Source organism: Halomonas binhaiensis, from assembly GCF_008329985.2.
GTDB classification, from domain to species: Bacteria; Pseudomonadota; Gammaproteobacteria; order Pseudomonadales; family Halomonadaceae; genus Halomonas; species Halomonas binhaiensis.
In genome coordinates, this window is sequence record NZ_CP038437.2 from 1,660,222 (window position 1) to 1,676,414 (window position 16,193).

Sequence of the window (16,193 nt, forward strand, 5' to 3'; positions counted from 1 at the left end):
GGGCCGCTATCGCGGCTCAGGAGACGGGGCAAATGTTCGAACTCGTAGATAGTGCACCCTCAAGCAGTGCGGTCATCAAGGTCATCGGTGTGGGCGGTGGCGGCGGTAATGCTGTCAACCACATGGTGGAAAGCAACATAGAAGGTGTGGAGTTCATCTGCGCCAATACTGATGCCCAGGCACTGAAGCGCTGTTCAGCAAAGACCGTGCTGCAGCTGGGTACAGAGATCACCAAGGGACTGGGCGCTGGCGCCAACCCTGAAGTGGGACGCCAGGCAGCTCTGGAAGACCGCGAGCGTATCGCCGAGTTGCTGGATGGCGCCGATATGGTGTTCATCACTGCTGGCATGGGTGGTGGTACTGGGACAGGTGGTGCTCCGGTGGTGGCCCAGGTGGCCAAGGAACTGGGTATCCTCACCGTTGCAGTGGTAACCCGTCCGTTCCCCTTCGAAGGCCCGAAGCGCATGCGCTCTGCTGAAGAAGGGATGAAAGAGCTTTCAGAGCATGTGGACTCTCTGATCACCATTCCCAATGAGAAGCTGTTGTCAGTGCTCGGTAAGAGCGCGACGTTGTTGACGGCCTTCAGTGCTGCCAACGATGTTCTGCTGGGAGCTGTCCAGGGAATCGCCGAGCTGATTACCAGCCCCGGTATCATCAACGTCGACTTTGCCGACGTGCGTACTGTCATGTCCGAGATGGGTATGGCCATGATGGGAACTGGCGGTGCCATCGGGGAAAACCGTGCCCGCGAGGCCGCCGAGAAAGCCATTCGCAGCCCGCTGCTGGAAGACATCGATCTGCATGGTGCTCGTGGCATCCTTGTCAACATCACTGCTGGTCCGGACCTGTCCATCGGCGAGTTCAATGATGTAGGGGCAACCGTCCAGGAATTTGCTTCCCAGGATGCAACGATCGTGGTCGGTACCTCCATCGATATGGACATGACCGATGAACTGCGCGTCACTGTGGTGGCTGCAGGCCTGGATCGTCCGGTCACCCAGCACAAGCCGGCCAGCCAGCCAGCTGCACGTCGCCAGCAGGAAGTGACGCGCCAGCGTCCTCAGCATTCGGTCATGCATCGCGGCCAGTCAGGTGCCGTGGCAAGCAAGCCGGAAGCCCAGGAAGCGCCTGCGCGCCCGCAGCCGGAATCGCGCAAGTCTCAGGATCTCGATGACTATCTCGATATTCCTGCTTTCCTGCGCCGTCAGGCTGACTGAGCAAGGGCCCGAGTCATTCAAGGGCTAAAGAAAACTGTCGCAGAGGTGCGCCATTCAGGGCAGTTGAGGTTTTTTTGTTGAAACGCTTGTTTGGTGTTATAGTGAACGGTGTTTGATAACTAAACGACTGCCTGGCGACTGCACATGATCAGACAACGCACTCTAAAGAATGTCATTCGCGCTACTGGCGTGGGCCTGCACTCCGGGAAGAAGGTGTACCTCACCTTGCGCCCGGCGCCGGCCGATACTGGTATCGTGTTCGTACGCACTGACCTGGATCCGGAAGTCCACATTCCGGCCCAGGCAACCAATGTCACCGATACGACGCTGTGTACGGCGTTGTCGAAGGACGGTGAGAAGGTAGCTACTGTGGAGCACCTGATGTCAGCTTTTGCTGGCCTTGGTATCGACAACTGCTATGTCGATCTCAGTGCTCCCGAGGTGCCGATCATGGATGGCAGTGCTGGCCCCTTCGTATTCCTTATCCAGTCTGCCGGTATTGCCGAGCAGAACGCCCCGAAGAAGTTCATCCGCATCAAGCGTGAGATTTCGGTGCGTGAAGACGACAAGGAAGCTCTGTTCCTGCCCCATCAGGGCTTCAAGGTCTCCTTTGCCATCGACTTCGATCATCCGGTGTTCGAGGATCAGAAGCAGACTGCGGTGGTCGACTTTTCCACCACCTCCTTCGTCAAGGAAGTGTCTCGGGCTCGCACCTTTGGTTTCATGCGTGACCTGGAGTATCTGCGCTCCAACAATCTGGCTTTGGGTGGCAGTCTCGATAATGCCATCGTGGTCGATGACTACCGTATCGTGAACGAGGGTGGTCTGCGTTATGACGACGAGTTCGTCAAACACAAGGTGCTGGATGCCATTGGTGATCTCTATCAGTTGGGGCATAGCCTGATTGGCGAGTTCCGCGGCGTGAAGTCTGGCCATGCATTGAACAACATGCTGTGCCGTGCGCTGCTTGAGCAGCCTGAGGCTTGGGAAATTGTCACCTTCGAAGATGAGTCCCAGCCGGTGCCGATCTCCTATGCGGCTCCTGCCATGGCCTGATGCTTCGCCCCCATCAGCCATCAGTCGTTGAACACACTGCGGCCGCCCAATGGGCGGCCGCAGTGTGTTTGGTAGGGGAAGACAAAAGTTTGGCAGGTGGACAGGTGGACAGGTGGAAGAGTTTGAACGTACGAGTGCGTGGAGTCGTACTGGAAGCACCTGGCTGATCTGAAGAAGTGCCTGTCTAGAGGCTTGTCTGAACAGACTGCCTGGGGCATACAGGCCTATGGCCGGGCCAAGTGCAGAATGCCGGAATTACCGGTTTGTGAGGCGATGTTGCGTTGTGGCGGGCTAAGTTGACTTGTCGGCATTTCAGAGAGGTTTTGTGATCGATATGTCTCTGGCTGGCTACTCGTGTTCAGCATGAGAGGCCAGTCGTTGCAGGGCTTGCTTCAGCTTGGGATCGTCAGTGTCTTCGGCGCAGGTGGCAATTTCCCTGCCGGCCTGGGCGGGAAGACGGCGGGTCTGGCGTAAAGGCGCCTTGGCCGGCCTGACGGGCCTCACCTTGAGATGGAAGCTGGTGACAGCGGCAAACTCCGGTAACTGATGGAGGAGTGACAGCAGGCGTGGTTGCTCGTAGCGCAACCGGGTCAGCCAGGCGGCGCCATCGGTGATCAGGGTCAAACGGCCATTGCGGTAGCCGCCAACGAACAGATGCTCAGCCAGATCATGGGTAAGGTGCTGACGTAGATGGTCTTGCGCTTTTTCCAGCAGACGCGCCATATGCATCAAATTGCCTAATTCGCCTCTGTTCAGGAGGCGGGACATGGGCTGGGCGCGGAACCGCTTAACCTTTATACTCATATGCCTCTTTCTCGGGGTAAAAGGCCCGGGGCTTATACCAGTTGTTGCTGCTGTACTCCGGCTTGTTGCCTGAGTCTAGCATGCCAAGGAGTTGCTTGACCGTATGGCCGTTGTCACCCCATCTTCCAGCAGTGCTGATACCAGTGCCCGGCGTGCTATGACACGCTTGTGGCTGGCTGGACTGCTGGTCGGCTGTCTGTTGCCGGCGGGGTTGGCCCAGTCCCAGGGGGCTCCATTCAGCGATCGGCTGGTCCAGATCTGCATCATGGCTCCTGCCATGATTCGTGCGCGAAGTGTACTCAATGCTCGCCGCCGTTTTTTCTCGTCTCCACTCTGGACGCGAAGACTTCATGATCGAGAGATCATCAGTGTTTCAAGGTCCGAACCATTGGTGCGCCTTGTGGCTGCACTTGATGTCGTTTCCCGGCGGGGCCCGCCTTTGCTGGCCTGATGCCTGTATGCGTCATCGAGAACTGTTTCGCCACTCTTTCACCTACGCACTATAGGGTCACTGCCCATGATGCAGGACCCGGTTATGGACCTTTTATGATCAACTCTTTGCTACGTAAAGTCGTCGGTTCCAAGAATGACCGTGAAGTGAAACGCATGACCCGCCAGGTGCGTGCGATCAATAATCTGGAGCCCAGTCTGGAAGTCCTGGACGATGCCGCACTGCAAGCCCGTACGGATGAATTTCGTCAGCGGCTGGCAGAGGGCGAGAATCTGGAGGCACTGTTGCCCGAAGCCTTCGCTACGGTGCGTGAAGCAAGCAAGCGCATCATGGGTATGCGCCATTTCGATGTCCAGATGATCGGCGGCATGACACTTAATCGTGGTCGCATTGCCGAGATGAAGACCGGCGAGGGCAAGACCCTGGTGGCAACCTTGGCGGTGTATCTGAACGCTTTACCTGGCCAAGGGGTGCATGTCGTCACTGTGAACGATTATCTGGCCCGCCGCGATGCTGGCTGGATGAAGCCTCTTTATGAATTCCTCGGGCTCAGCGTTGGTGTCATCTTTTCTGGCCAGACGTCGGAAGAGAAGCGCCAGGCCTATGGCTGCGACATCACCTACGGAACCAACAACGAATTTGGCTTCGACTACCTGCGCGACAACATGGCCTTCTCGCTGGACGATAAGGTACAGCGGGGTCTGAACTTTGCCATTGTTGACGAAGTGGACTCCATTCTCATCGATGAAGCCCGCACACCGCTGATCATTTCCGGAGCGGTGGATGAGAACACTGAGCTGTACAAGGTCGTGGATCGTCTGGCCATTCAACTGACACGTTGTACGGATGAAGAAGACCCGGAAACGGGCGACTTCATTCTCGACGAGAAACAGAAGCAGGTGGAACTGACCGAGATAGGCCACCATCGGGTCGAAGAGATGCTGCAGGCACAGGGCTTGCTGACGGAAAACGACTCCCTGTATGCCGCCCAGAACCTCAATCTGCTGCAGCATATGAACTCGGCTCTGCGTGCGCGCCACCTGTACCACAAGGATGTGGATTACATTGTCAGCAACGGCCAGGTTGTCATTGTCGATGAGCATACTGGGCGTACCATGCCGGGCCGTCGCTGGTCTGAGGGGCTGCATCAGGCTATCGAAGCGAAGGAGGGTGTCACCGTTCAGCGCGAGAGCCAGACCCTGGCTTCGACCACCTTCCAGAACTATTTCCGCCTTTATGACAAGCTTTCGGGCATGACTGGTACAGCGGATACCGAAGCCTTCGAATTCCGCCAGATCTATGGTCTGGATGTGATAGTCATTCCGACCAACAGGTCGATCGCGCGTAAGGATATGAACGACCTCGTCTACCTCAGTACCGAGGAGAAGTTCGAGGCCATCATCGAGGACGTCAAGGTACAGGTCGAGGCCGGGCGCCCAGTGCTGGTCGGTACTGCGTCCATCGAGACCTCCGAGTACCTGGCCGAGATGATGCGCAAAGCTAGCATCAACTTCAACGTGCTTAATGCCAAGCAGCACCAGCGCGAAGCCGAAATCATCGCTCAGGCCGGTCGTCCTGGAGCGGTTACCATTGCGACCAACATGGCCGGTCGTGGTACGGACATCATGCTGGGGGGCAACTGGGAAGCGGAAGCCGCCAAGCTTGAATCGCCTTCCGATGAACAGATCGAAGATCTCAAGGGTGCCTGGGCTGAGCGTCATCAGGCAGTGCTGGATGCCGGTGGCCTGCATGTGATTGGCTCCGAGCGCCACGAATCTCGCCGTATCGACAACCAGTTGCGGGGACGTTCTGGTCGCCAGGGTGATCCGGGTTCCACGCGTTTCTTCCTGTCCCTGGAAGATAATCTGATGCGCTTGTTTGGCTCCGAGCGGGTGCAGCGCTTGATGCAGGCGCTGGGGCTGGAGCGCGGCGAGGCCATCGAGCACAAGATGGTATCCAATGCCGTGGAGCGGGCACAGAAGAAAGTTGAAGGTCGCAACTTCGATATCCGTAAGCAGTTGCTGGAATATGACGATGTGGCTAACGACCAGCGTCATGTGATCTACGAGCAACGTAACGAGATTCTCGCAGCCGAGGATGTATCCGAGAATGTGACCGGTATTCGTGCTGAAGTGCTGGATGAAGCTGTCAGTACCTTCGTACCGCCGCAGAGCTTGCCTGAGCAATGGGATTTGCCTGGGTTGGAAGCTCATCTCAAGAGTGAATTCAATCTTGAGGTGCCCGTGGTGGAATGGGCTGAAAGCGACGAGCGTTTCCATGAGGAAGAGCTGCGCGAACGTCTTCAGAAGCTGCACCGCGAAGCCTATGAGAACAAGGTGGCGACGGCTGGCGGAGAGCTGATGCGTCGCTTCGAGAAGCAAGTCATGCTGCAGGTGCTGGATACTCGCTGGAAAGAACACCTGCAGTCCATGGATCTGCTGCGTCGTGGCATTCACTTGCGCGGCTATGCGCAGAAGAACCCCAAGCAGGAATACAAGCGCGAGTCTTTTGAGCTGTTCCAGAACCTGCTGGTAAATATCAAGGCCGACGTGACGCGCATCCTCAGTCATGTGCAGGTGCGTGCTCCGGAAGAGGTTGATGCTCTGGAACAGCAACGTCGTGAGGCACTGGCACGGGAATCCGCCAAGGCTGACAATCGTCATCCCGAAGCAGCCCTTGCCACAGTGGCTGAGGGGGCGGAAGAAGAGGGCTTCGAGGGCGAAGACGAAGCACGCCCGGTGCGTCGGGAAGCACCCAAGGTTGGGCGTAATGATCCTTGCCCCTGCGGTTCTGGCAAGAAATACAAGCAGTGCTGCGGCAAGCTGAACTGAGGGCGCCTGCCTGAAACGTTTGTGTGGGAGAATCATGCAGATTCGCTTTATCCTGCACAATGTTTCCGTGTGGCTCCAGATGCGATTCGAGGTCAGGCCCCGGCGTTGGGGCGACCAATGTAAGGAGATAAATCAATGGCAGTGGGTGACAACCGCTTCCCTGACATGCCGAGCATAGAGGGTGTGCGTCTGGGTACCGCAATGGCGGGAATCAAGAAGCCTGGTCGCCGCGATCTGGCGCTGATCGAGATCGCTGAGGGAGCCTCGGTAGCGGGCACATTCACCCGCAATGCCTTCTGCGCCGCTCCGGTGCATGTCGCCAAGGCTCACCTGGCAGAGGCCGTGGCTTCGTCCCAGGGGGTGCGTTATCTGGTCATCAACACAGGTAATGCCAACGCTGGAACCGGGGACATTGGCATGCGGGATGCGCGAGAAACCTGTTCGGCACTGGCGCGTCTCGGTGGTGTCGCCGACTGCTCTGTACTGCCGTTTTCTACCGGGGTGATCGGTGAGTCGCTGCCGATGGATCGGTTGCTGGCGGGCCTGCCAGCCGCCTTGGAAGCCTTGGCCGATGATAGCGATGCCTGGAAGCTGGCTGCTGAGGGCATTCTGACGACTGATACTCGAATCAAGGGTGCTAGTCGCCGCATCGAGTTGAGTAGCGGAGTCGTTACTCTGAATGGCATCACCAAGGGCTCAGGGATGATTCGGCCCAACATGGCCACCATGCTGGGATTTGTTGCCACGGATGCCGGTATCGAACAGGCCGTGCTGGAAGAGCTGCTGCGCGCCGGGGTGAAGCGCTCCTTCAACAGCATCACCGTGGATAGCGACACTTCCACCAATGACGCCTGCATGTTGATTGCTACCGGCAAGGCGGCTCGTGTGGAAAGCGAGGAAGACCTGAAAAGGTTCCGCGCGGCACTGGATGAAGTGTTGATCGAGCTGGCTCAAGCCATCATTCGTGATGGTGAAGGTGCTACCAAGTTCGTGACGCTGCAGGTTGATGGTGCCACGAACGAGGACGAAGCCCGTGAAGTGGCCTTCACCGTAGCGCATTCGCCGCTGGTCAAGACGGCGCTTTATGCCAGCGATGCCAACTGGGGGCGTATCCTGGCGGCAGTGGGGCGTGCCTCGGTGGAAGACTTCGATGTCGACAAGGTGGTCATCGATCTCGGCGGGGTCCGCCTGGTACAGAATGGTGGGCGTGCAGCAAGTTATACCGAAGAAGCCGGTAGTGCGGTTATGGCGCGTGAAGAGATCGAGATTCGAATAGATCTCGGGCGTGGTGATGCTGCCGCCACGGTCTGGACATCGGATCTGTCGCATGACTATGTATCGATCAACGCAGACTATCGCAGTTAAGTCGATCATTAAGCGCCGCGGTCAAGCATCAATGCTTTCGGTGAGAGGCATTCAGGAACACCGGGGAAAACATCTGGCGGGCATGGGCTCGCAGCTAAGCTGGTAGGGTTGAATGGACACAATTGTAAAGAGAAGGGTGCACGTAGCGGCGGCAGCCATCGTCAGTAGCGACGATAAACAGGTGCTCTTGGCACGTCGCCCCTCCAATGTCGATCAGGGTGGCCTGTGGGAGTTTCCGGGCGGCAAGCTGGCACCCTATGAGACAGGTCTGGAAGCACTCAAGCGTGAATTGCACGAGGAACTCGGTATCGAGATTCTTCGCGCTCAACCGTTGATTCGCATTCATCACGAATATCCTGACAAGCACATCCTGCTGGATGTATGGCAAGTCCGGGACTTCGCTGGTGAACCCTTCGGTCGTGAAGGTCAGGCTGTTCGCTGGGTGCCGATGGAAGAGCTGCACAGCTACCCGTTCCCGGCTGCCAATCTACCTATTCTTCGGGCTGTCATGCTGCCATGCGAATTCCTCATCACTGGAGAGGAAGGCGATGAGGCGGCATTCGACGCCAAGCTGGAAAAAGCACTCAAGGAAGATGGTGTCCGGCTTGTGCAGTTGCGAGCCAAGGGGCTGGATGAAGATGCCTACGTTGCTCGAGCAGAGCGCGCCCTGGGGTTGTGCCGTCAGTATGGTGCTCGCCTGGTGCTCAACGCAGAGCCAGAGTTGTTGAAGCGTGTGGATGCCGATGGCATTCACCTGACCAGTCAGCGCCTGATGAGCTTGGAACGACGTCCTATCATCGACAGCAAGTGGTTGTCAGCATCTACCCACGACAAGGCGCAGCTCGATCAGGCTGCACGCATCGGCTGTGACTTTGTCACGTTGTCGCCATTGCGCACGACACCTTCTCACCCGGAAGTGCCGCCGATCGGCTGGCATGACTTCCAGGAACTGGTGGAGCGTGCAGGGATGCCGGTCTTTGCCCTTGGCGGCATGACCCGGCACGATGCCAACCATGCTCGAGCCGTGGGCGCTCAAGGTATTGCCTCTATCCGCGACTTCTGGAGTTGATGGACTGCTGATGGATGCAGGCATGGCCATGATGCAGAAAGCCCGGGGAATTTCCCGGGCTTTCTGCATTTAGGGAGAGATCCTGATGTCTGTGTAACGCAGTTTGAGCCAGCGCAGGCACTTTTTGAACAGGGTCTAGTTAAACAGGGCCTAGTCGCGCAGGCGCCGGGTCAGGTCCCCATACGCATCAACCCGGCGATCACGCAGATAGGGCCACCAGCGGCGTACGTTCTCGCCATGATCCAGGTCGAGTGTCACCAGCATGCGCTCGGACTCGGTGCCCGCATGGGCCAGAAGTTCTCCTTGAGGGCCACAGACGAAGCTTCCGCCCCAGAAATCAATACCAGCGCCGACGCCAGACAAGTCTGGCTCATGGCCAACACGGTTGGCGACCAGCACTGGAATACCGTTAGCCACGCCGTGGCTGCGCTGGATGATGGTCCAGGCGTCTTTCTGACGGGTCTTCTCAGTCTCATCGTCCTGGGGGTTCCAACCGATGGCGGTGGGATAAAGGAGCAGCTCTGCCCCTGCCAGGGCCATCAGGCGGGCTGCCTCGGGGTACCACTGATCCCAGCAGACCAGCACACCCAGGCGGCCCACAGAAGTGTCGATGGGAGTGAAGCCTTCGTTCCGTGCAGCGTCATGGTCCCCAGGAGTGAAGTAGAACTTCTCGTAGAAGCCCGGGTCATCCGGAATATGCATCTTGCGATACTGGCCGACCACTCCCCGCTTTCCGTCGTAGACCACCGCGGTGTTGTGGTAGACGCCAGGTGCCCGGCGTTCGAACAACGAGCCCATCAGGACAATATCGAGTTCTGCGGCCAGCTCCGCCAGACGGGTTCCGGTGGGGCCGTCCAGGGGTTCGGCCAGGTCGAATAGCTCGGTATCTTCATATTGGCAGAAGTAATGGGTGGCATGCAGTTCCTGCAGCATCACCAGTTTGGCGCCCTTGGCGGCGAGCTCACGAATACCAGCCTCGCTTTCGGCGAGGCTCTTGGACTTGTCCGGCCAGGCGGCCTGTTGAACCAGGCCGACAGTGAGTTGGCGTGTCATGGTGTGTCTCCTTGGAGATGGGCATGGGAGGCGGCGAGAGCCCCGCGAGGCCATTGCATGGTCAGGCAGTGCAGGCTGCCATGCTGTCGGATGGCGGTACTGGCATCCACTGCCAGGATGTCGCGCCCCGGAAAAGCCATGGCCAGAGCGTTCAAGGCCTCGCGGTCATGGCTGTCTCCATACACCGGAACCAGCACCGCACCATTGATGATCAGGAAGTTGGCATAGGTCGCAGGTAGACGGTGGCCATCATCTGCATCGTAACAGGCTTGAGGCCAGGGCAGGGGAATCAGGCGATAGGGAGTCCCATCCGCTTGGCGCAAGGCCTGGAGTTCCTGCTCCATGGCGTCGAGTGCGGCAAAATGAGGATCATCCGGGTTGTCGCAACGCACGTAGGCAATCGTGCAGGGATCGCAGAAGCGTGCCAGGGTATCGATATGGCTGTCGGTGTCATCACCTTCCAAGTGGCCATGGCGTAGCCACAATACCCGTTCGATGCCCAATGCTTCCTTGAGCTGGGCTTCCATGGCATTGCGATCCAGCTCAGGGTTGCGATTTGGGTTGAGCAGGCAAGCTTCGGTGGTCAGTAGCGTTCCTTGCCCATCGGTTTCCAGAGCGCCGCCTTCCAGTATCAGGTCGTGGCTGACCAGCTCACAGGCCAGGAGTCCTGCATCGGACAGCTGTTGGCTGATGCAATTGTCGCGTGAAGCGGGAAACTTGCCGCCCCAGCCGGTGAAGACGAAGTCATGCAGGCACAGGTTGCCGCTCTCATCCGCTGTCGCGAGTGGGCCGTGATCTCTGGCCCAGGTATCGTCGCTGTCGACGACAGTCACAACCAGATGCTTCGGGTCAGCGCCACGTTGCTGCAGGCGCTTGGTCAGTTCTGTGCGAATCGTGTCACTGGGCACGCCAATGACCACGCTTTGATAACGACTGGTAATCAGGGCGATCTGTTCGAGCATATGCTCGATGGAGGCAAGCATAGGAGCCCAGTCGCCGTCATGGCGTGGCCAGGTCAACTGGACTGCATCCTGAGGATGCCATTCGGGAAGGAGACGCTGCATGGATGGCCTCGAAGCAGGAATGGGGAGAGGCCGAAATGTAGGCTTGAGTGCACGAAGATGCAAGGATCTCGCAAATCACACCCTAGAGCGATGCAGCGGACGCTAAAAAACCGTACCATGTCGGCCTGCCGACAAGGAAAGAGTCCATGCTTGACCGACTACCGTTTCTGATCGGGCTACGCTATGTGCGAGCCAGGCGACGTAATCATTTCATCTCCTTCATTTCATTGACCTCCATGCTCGGTCTGACCCTCGGGGTTGCCGTGTTGATCCTGGTGTTGTCTGTCATGAATGGCTTCGACCGGGAACTGCGCGAGCGAATACTGGGCATGGTGCCCCACGTGCAGATCGAAGAGGCCGGAGGCATGACCGACTGGGAGCCTCTGGCCGAGCGCCTCATGCAGCATGAGCATGTCATCGGGGCTGCGCCTTATATCGAACAGCAGGGCATGTTCTCTGTGAATGGCCACAATCAGGGCGGCATGGTCAATGGCATCATGCCCGACTGGGAAAGTCGCGTATCCATCGTCGATGAGCATATGCAGCGGGGTAGTCTCGACGACCTCAAGCCAGGCTCCTGGAATGTGGTGCTGGGCTCGATCCTGGCGCGCAACCTGGGCGTTGGCGTGGGAGATAGCGTTACCCTGATGGTGCCTGAGGCCTCGATTACACCCGGGGGGGTCTTCCCTCGCCTCAAGCGGTTCACGGTCAGCGGCATCTTCAGCGTGGGGGCCGACCTCGATTCTGCACTGGCCTATGCCAACATCAAGGATATGCAGACTCTGGCGCGTATGGGCGATTCCGTGGGTGGCCTGCGGCTTGAACTCGATGACCTGTTCCTGTCGGGAGGCGTGACGCAGGATATCGTCAACCAGCTTGGTCAGGGGTATCGCGGTTTCGACTGGACCTTCACCCGGGGCAATCTGTTCCAGGCAATCCAGATGGAGAAGCGCATGATCGGCTTGCTGTTGACGGTGATCGTCGCGGTGGCTGCTTTCAATATCGTTTCCACTCTGGTCATGGTCGTTACCGACAAGCATGCGGATATCGCGATTCTGCGCACCATTGGTGCCACGCCGCGTTCGATCATGGGCATCTTCATCGTTCAGGGCCTTGCCATCGGCATCATCGGCATTGTGATCGGGGTGATTCTAGGCATCATCCTGGCCTTGACCGTGTCTGACATCATTGCCTTTGTCGAAAACACCTTTGGCATCCACTTCCTTGATGCGGGTGTCTATTTCGTCAGCGAGCTGCCATCCCAGCTGATATGGAGCGATGTCGGCCAGATCGTAACGGCGGCGTTCGTGCTGACGTTCCTTTCCACCCTGTACCCGGCCTGGCGAGCGGCACGGGTCCAGCCAGCGGAGGTGTTGCGCTATGAGTGATGCAGCGATCCAACAGACAACGCCGCGCGAGATCATGCTGGAATGCCAAGGGCTGTCACGCGTCTACAGTGAAGGCCCCCATGATCTGGTTGTGCTCGACGACTTGTCGTTGCAGGTGCGGGCAGGAGAGCGTGTGGCGGTGGTCGGCAGCTCCGGCTCCGGCAAGACTACGCTGCTCAACCTGCTGGGTGGTCTCGACCTGCCCAGTGCCGGTGAGGTGAATGTGGGCGGTACCGTGCTGCATGAGCTGAGTGAGGCCGAGATTGGCCTGTTTCGTAATCAGCACATCGGCTTCGTCTACCAGTTCCATCACCTGCTGGCGGAGTTCTCTGCTGTGGAGAATGTGGCATTGCCGCTGATCATTCGTGGTCAGCGCAAGAAGGCTGCTGAGGAACAGGCCATGAGGCTGCTGTCTCGCGTAGGTATGGAGGCGCGAGCTGACCACAAACCAGGTGAGCTGTCAGGAGGGGAGCGTCAACGCGTAGCGATTGCCCGTGCCTTGGTGACGGATCCCAGTCTGATGCTGATGGATGAGCCGACCGGCAACCTGGACCAGCACACTGCCGCCAGCATCCTTTCTCTGATCGATGAGCTGGCAGCCACGGCTCGCTGTGCCTTCGTCATCGTGACTCACGATCAAGGGCTTGCTGCACACCAGGACAGAGTGCTGCGCCTGGATGAAGGGCGTCTGCATCAGGAATGATGTGCTGAAATAAGCTTCTGTGAATAAAAAGGCCACCTTCGGGTGGCCTTTTTTGCTATGACTGGGGCTAGAAAGGCTTATATGCAGTTAACCACGTTGCCGGGCTTGCCTGCGTCGGTGGGTCCTGGCTTTCCAGCTACGCAGTACATGCCAGCGCCAGATCAGACGGATGACCAGGTTGGCCACAAGGCCGGTGACGACAGCAGCGACCAGCGAGCCAACGATCAGAGAAGGTAGAATCTCCATCAACTGCATTTTCAGCCAATGAGTCGTCAGTTGCTCTGGTGCCTGCAGGGCGGGGGTCTGCAGCAGCCAGGCGCCCAGTGTGTAGTTGGCATAATAGATCAGCGGCATGGTCAATGGATTGGTGATCCATACCAGGGCCACGGAAAGGGGCAGGTTGCAACGTGCCAGGCGAGCACCGAAGGCGGCCACTACCATCTGCATGGGAATCGGGAGCAAAGCACTGAATAGGCCGACGGAAAAAGCATTGGCCACGCTGCGGCGCGACAGCATCCACAGGGCAGGGTCGCCAATCAGGTGCGCCATGCAACGCAAGGTTCGCTGCCGCCTCAGAGAGTCGGGATCGGGCAAGTAACGTTGCAATAGTCGACGCGGCATGGTGGCCCAGTTCGCAGCTTAGGGTGCGAGGCTATTATCCATACTAGCCGATGGCGTTGCCATGACATCGGCCAACGCAAGGAGGCGTTATGGATGGTAGGCATGGATGTTTTGCATGAATAGGTCGGCTAGCCGGGGGTACGGGCTCGCGTTTCCCTTGGCGCTAGGCTGCATGTTTGGCGGGCTGGCTTTCCATATGGGAGGAAATGCCTGGGAAGCGGCCGGTCCACTGTTGGCGGTCTTGTTGCTGTCAGGTCTGGCTGGGCGTTGTTGGCCAGCGGTGGTGGTGTGCCTGGCGGCGCTTTGGGTGATGACATCACTGCTGGTTGATAAAGGAGGGGAGCTTGCCGATGGGCTGTCAGGGCAGCTATTGATTGTCGAAGCTCGGGTACTGTCCAGTGATCTGGATGACCGTGGTACCCAGCGCCTCGTCTTGCAGGTCGAAGACTGTCACCCGCTAGATCCTTCTTTGCCCTCTTGTACACCATTGCAGCGCATTCGCGTCACCCGCTATGCCGATAACGGTTATTCCGATCGTGGCAAGGCGCCTGCAGATGATTTGGAGCAACCTCAAACCGGTGAGCGTTGGCGTCTAGGGGTAAAGCTGTGGCCGCCGTGGGGCATGTCGAATCCCGGTACTTTCGATTACCAAGGCTGGCTATGGCGAGAAGGGATCCAGGCAACAGGAAAGGTGGTGGACACGCCTGTTGGGTCGCGTCTTGCACTTGCTGGATTCAGCCTGAGGCAGTCGGCTCGTAATTATCTCTATCGTCAGCCCCTGAACGATCAGGCGAAGCGATGGCTGGCAGCATTGACCTTGGGTGATGGCGATGCGCTTAGCGATGATGACTGGGATCTGCTTAATGCGACGGGAACAACGCATCTTGTCGTGGTATCCGGCCTGCATGTCGGACTGGTGGCTGTTTTGGTGCTGTGGCTGGCCAAGGGAATGGCGCGACTGCTGAGCCCGGGTAACTGGCGCATGCAGATGTGGCCCTGGTGGGTGGCCGGTGCTGCAGCTGCGGGGTTTGTCTGGATGGTGGGCGGTGCTCCCCCTGCCATGCGCGCGCTAGTGATGACACTGGTGGCAATGTGGGTCGCAGGAGGTCGTCACCATCCTTCTCCCTGGCAGGCGTTGGCTCTGGCCCTGGGGCTGGTTGTGTTGATTAATCCATTGTCACTCTGGCGGCCAGGATTGTGGCTGTCATTCTCGGCGGTCTCTCTGTTGGTGCTGATTTGGCAGGGGCGGCGTCCACCTGCTGGCAGGATGGGGCCGGTGAAGGTGCTGTTGCGTACCCAACTGCTGCTGTCTCCCCTGGTGTCAGGCCTGGTGCTGATCAGCTTTGGGCGGCTAGCGTGGGTGGCTCCGGTCGCCAATCTGTTTGCGGTCCCCGTGGTCAGCATGCTGCTTGTTCCTTTGGGAATGCTTGGCTGGAGTCTCTCCATGCTATGGCCTCCTATTGGGTTGCTGATCTGGCAGCTTGATGGTGTTGTCATCGATGTTGTCGTTGCTGGGCTGGCATGGTTATCGACCTGGGGAACAGAGTTGTACCCGGATCTGTCGTGGCGTGAGTCGTTGGGAATTTCTCTGTGTGCTATGGCACTGATCATGGGGATTCCGGGCATGGCTCCACGCCTACGCTGGGGGATGATGATTCTGATACTAGCGAGTGGGCCATTCCATGGCAGTGCGGGGCCGCGACGTGGAGAGTTCGACCTGGTGATCTGGGATGTCGGGCAAGGGTTGATGGCCGAAGTGCGGACGGCACGCCATCGGCTACTGTTTGATACAGGGCCCCGCTCCTATTCAGGATTTGTTCCTGCAACCGGGATATTGCCCCCGGGTGGGCGCTTCGACGCCGTCGTGGTCAGTCATGCTGATCTGGATCATAGCGGTGGCGTCGACTGGGTTGCTGCTGAATATCGTGTGTCGCAATGGCTCCATCCTCAGCTTGAGTGGCCTGAAAGAATGCCAAGAAGTCCTTCTACTACTACATGTGAGAGAGGCAAGGCCTGGCATTGGGACGGGGTCGAGTTTCGCTTTCTATGGCCTCCTTCAGGGAACGCCCAGCAGACGCTGTCGTCCAATGATCGTTCCTGTGTTCTGGAAGTGACCGCCAATGGACGGCGTATCATCATTCCTGGGGATGCTAGCAAGCGCACGGAACGTTACTGGTTGCGAGATGCCATGGATACTGATGACAGTGCGCGTCTGGATGTACTCGTACTGGGACATCATGGCAGTTATACCAGCACGGGCGTTGCGCTGGTCGAGGCCTTGCAGCCTGTATTCAGTGTCGTTTCAGCAGGACGCTTCAATGCCTTGGGGCATCCCTCAGCAGAAGTAGTCCGACGATTGCGTCACGCGGGTAGCTGTTTCTTCAGCACGGCGCTGGATGGTCAGCTACATTTCATGCTGCGCCTGGGGCGACCGATACGTGTCGGATCTCATCGACGAGGGAGCGGTGTCGGTGGGCGATGCCATGGGGTAGAATCTGGCCTTTGATGTCGGCTGATGGTGCCGCTTTGCGCCAGGACTGGTGGTTGATGATCAGTCAACTGACTCCCTTC

The 16,193-nt window shown here is 58.3% G+C and carries 13 protein-coding genes; 9 read left to right on the plus strand and 4 right to left on the minus strand.

Going from position 1 to position 16,193, the window contains the following annotated elements:
- The first annotated feature begins 32 nt into the window (after nt 1-32).
- Both ftsZ and lpxC read left to right on the plus strand, forming a co-directional pair.
- On the plus strand, nt 33-1,217 hold the full coding sequence (gene ftsZ / locus E4T21_RS07260) for a cell division protein FtsZ (RefSeq protein WP_149284365.1): 1,185 nt from the start codon (nt 33-35) through the stop codon (nt 1,215-1,217).
- Between the two features lie 144 nt (nt 1,218-1,361).
- On the plus strand, nt 1,362-2,273 hold the full coding sequence (gene lpxC / locus E4T21_RS07265; RefSeq protein ID WP_149284366.1) for a UDP-3-O-acyl-N-acetylglucosamine deacetylase: 912 nt from the start codon (nt 1,362-1,364) through the stop codon (nt 2,271-2,273).
- 348 nt (nt 2,274-2,621) lie between these two features.
- Here lpxC and E4T21_RS07270 read toward each other — a convergent pair whose 3' ends face one another.
- Nucleotides 2,622-3,077 (minus strand): DUF721 domain-containing protein, encoded by a 456-nt coding sequence (locus tag E4T21_RS07270; protein WP_149284367.1) that lies wholly within the window; start codon nt 3,075-3,077, stop codon nt 2,622-2,624.
- 103 nt (nt 3,078-3,180) lie between these two features.
- On the opposite strand from E4T21_RS07270, the gene E4T21_RS07275 reads away from it, so the two are divergent.
- From E4T21_RS07275 to E4T21_RS07290, 4 genes are all read left to right on the plus strand, one after another.
- Entirely contained in the window at nt 3,181-3,528 is a 348-nt protein-coding gene (locus E4T21_RS07275) for a hypothetical protein (protein WP_149284368.1), read from the plus strand.
- A gap of 95 nt (nt 3,529-3,623) precedes the next feature.
- Nucleotides 3,624-6,359, plus strand: coding sequence for a preprotein translocase subunit SecA (secA, locus tag E4T21_RS07280; RefSeq protein WP_149284369.1), 2,736 nt, complete (start codon nt 3,624-3,626; stop codon nt 6,357-6,359).
- Between the two features lie 135 nt (nt 6,360-6,494).
- Nucleotides 6,495-7,724, plus strand: coding sequence for a bifunctional glutamate N-acetyltransferase/amino-acid acetyltransferase ArgJ (gene argJ, locus E4T21_RS07285; protein ID WP_149284370.1), 1,230 nt, complete (start codon nt 6,495-6,497; stop codon nt 7,722-7,724).
- Nucleotides 7,725-7,836: 112 nt separating this feature from the next.
- The gene (locus E4T21_RS07290; RefSeq protein ID WP_187775130.1) at nt 7,837-8,793 is read left to right on the plus strand and encodes a Nudix family hydrolase; all 957 of its coding nucleotides are present in this window, start codon (nt 7,837-7,839) and stop codon (nt 8,791-8,793) included.
- Between the two features lie 150 nt (nt 8,794-8,943).
- On the opposite strand, the gene E4T21_RS07295 is transcribed toward E4T21_RS07290, so the two are convergent.
- Both E4T21_RS07295 and E4T21_RS07300 read right to left on the minus strand, forming a co-directional pair.
- Nucleotides 8,944-9,846 carry a carbon-nitrogen hydrolase gene (locus tag E4T21_RS07295; RefSeq protein WP_149284371.1) on the minus strand — a complete coding sequence of 301 codons (903 nt, stop codon included), beginning with the start codon at nt 9,844-9,846 and terminating at the stop codon, nt 8,944-8,946.
- Nucleotides 9,843-10,910 carry an agmatine deiminase family protein gene (locus E4T21_RS07300; RefSeq protein ID WP_149284372.1) on the minus strand — a complete coding sequence of 356 codons (1,068 nt, stop codon included), beginning with the start codon at nt 10,908-10,910 and terminating at the stop codon, nt 9,843-9,845. The genes E4T21_RS07295 and E4T21_RS07300 overlap by 4 nt, the downstream gene beginning before the upstream one ends.
- A gap of 146 nt (nt 10,911-11,056) precedes the next feature.
- Here E4T21_RS07300 and E4T21_RS07305 point away from each other — a divergent pair, with 146 nt between their 5' ends.
- A complete protein-coding gene (locus E4T21_RS07305) occupies nt 11,057-12,298 on the plus strand; it encodes a lipoprotein-releasing ABC transporter permease subunit (RefSeq protein ID WP_149284373.1) in 1,242 nt (413 codons plus the stop codon).
- Nucleotides 12,291-13,001 carry an ABC transporter ATP-binding protein gene (locus E4T21_RS07310; RefSeq protein ID WP_149284374.1) on the plus strand — a complete coding sequence of 237 codons (711 nt, stop codon included), beginning with the start codon at nt 12,291-12,293 and terminating at the stop codon, nt 12,999-13,001. The genes E4T21_RS07305 and E4T21_RS07310 overlap by 8 nt, the downstream gene beginning before the upstream one ends.
- Nucleotides 13,002-13,088: 87 nt before the next feature.
- On the opposite strand, the gene E4T21_RS07315 is transcribed toward E4T21_RS07310, so the two are convergent.
- Nucleotides 13,089-13,622, minus strand: coding sequence for a DUF2062 domain-containing protein (locus E4T21_RS07315; RefSeq protein ID WP_149284375.1), 534 nt, complete (start codon nt 13,620-13,622; stop codon nt 13,089-13,091).
- Nucleotides 13,623-13,737: 115 nt separating this feature from the next.
- Here E4T21_RS07315 and E4T21_RS07320 point away from each other — a divergent pair, with 115 nt between their 5' ends.
- Complete coding sequence (locus tag E4T21_RS07320; RefSeq protein ID WP_149284376.1) at nt 13,738-16,128, plus strand: DNA internalization-related competence protein ComEC/Rec2; 2,391 nt, start codon at nt 13,738-13,740, stop codon at nt 16,126-16,128.
- The last annotated feature ends 65 nt before the right edge of the window (nt 16,129-16,193 follow it).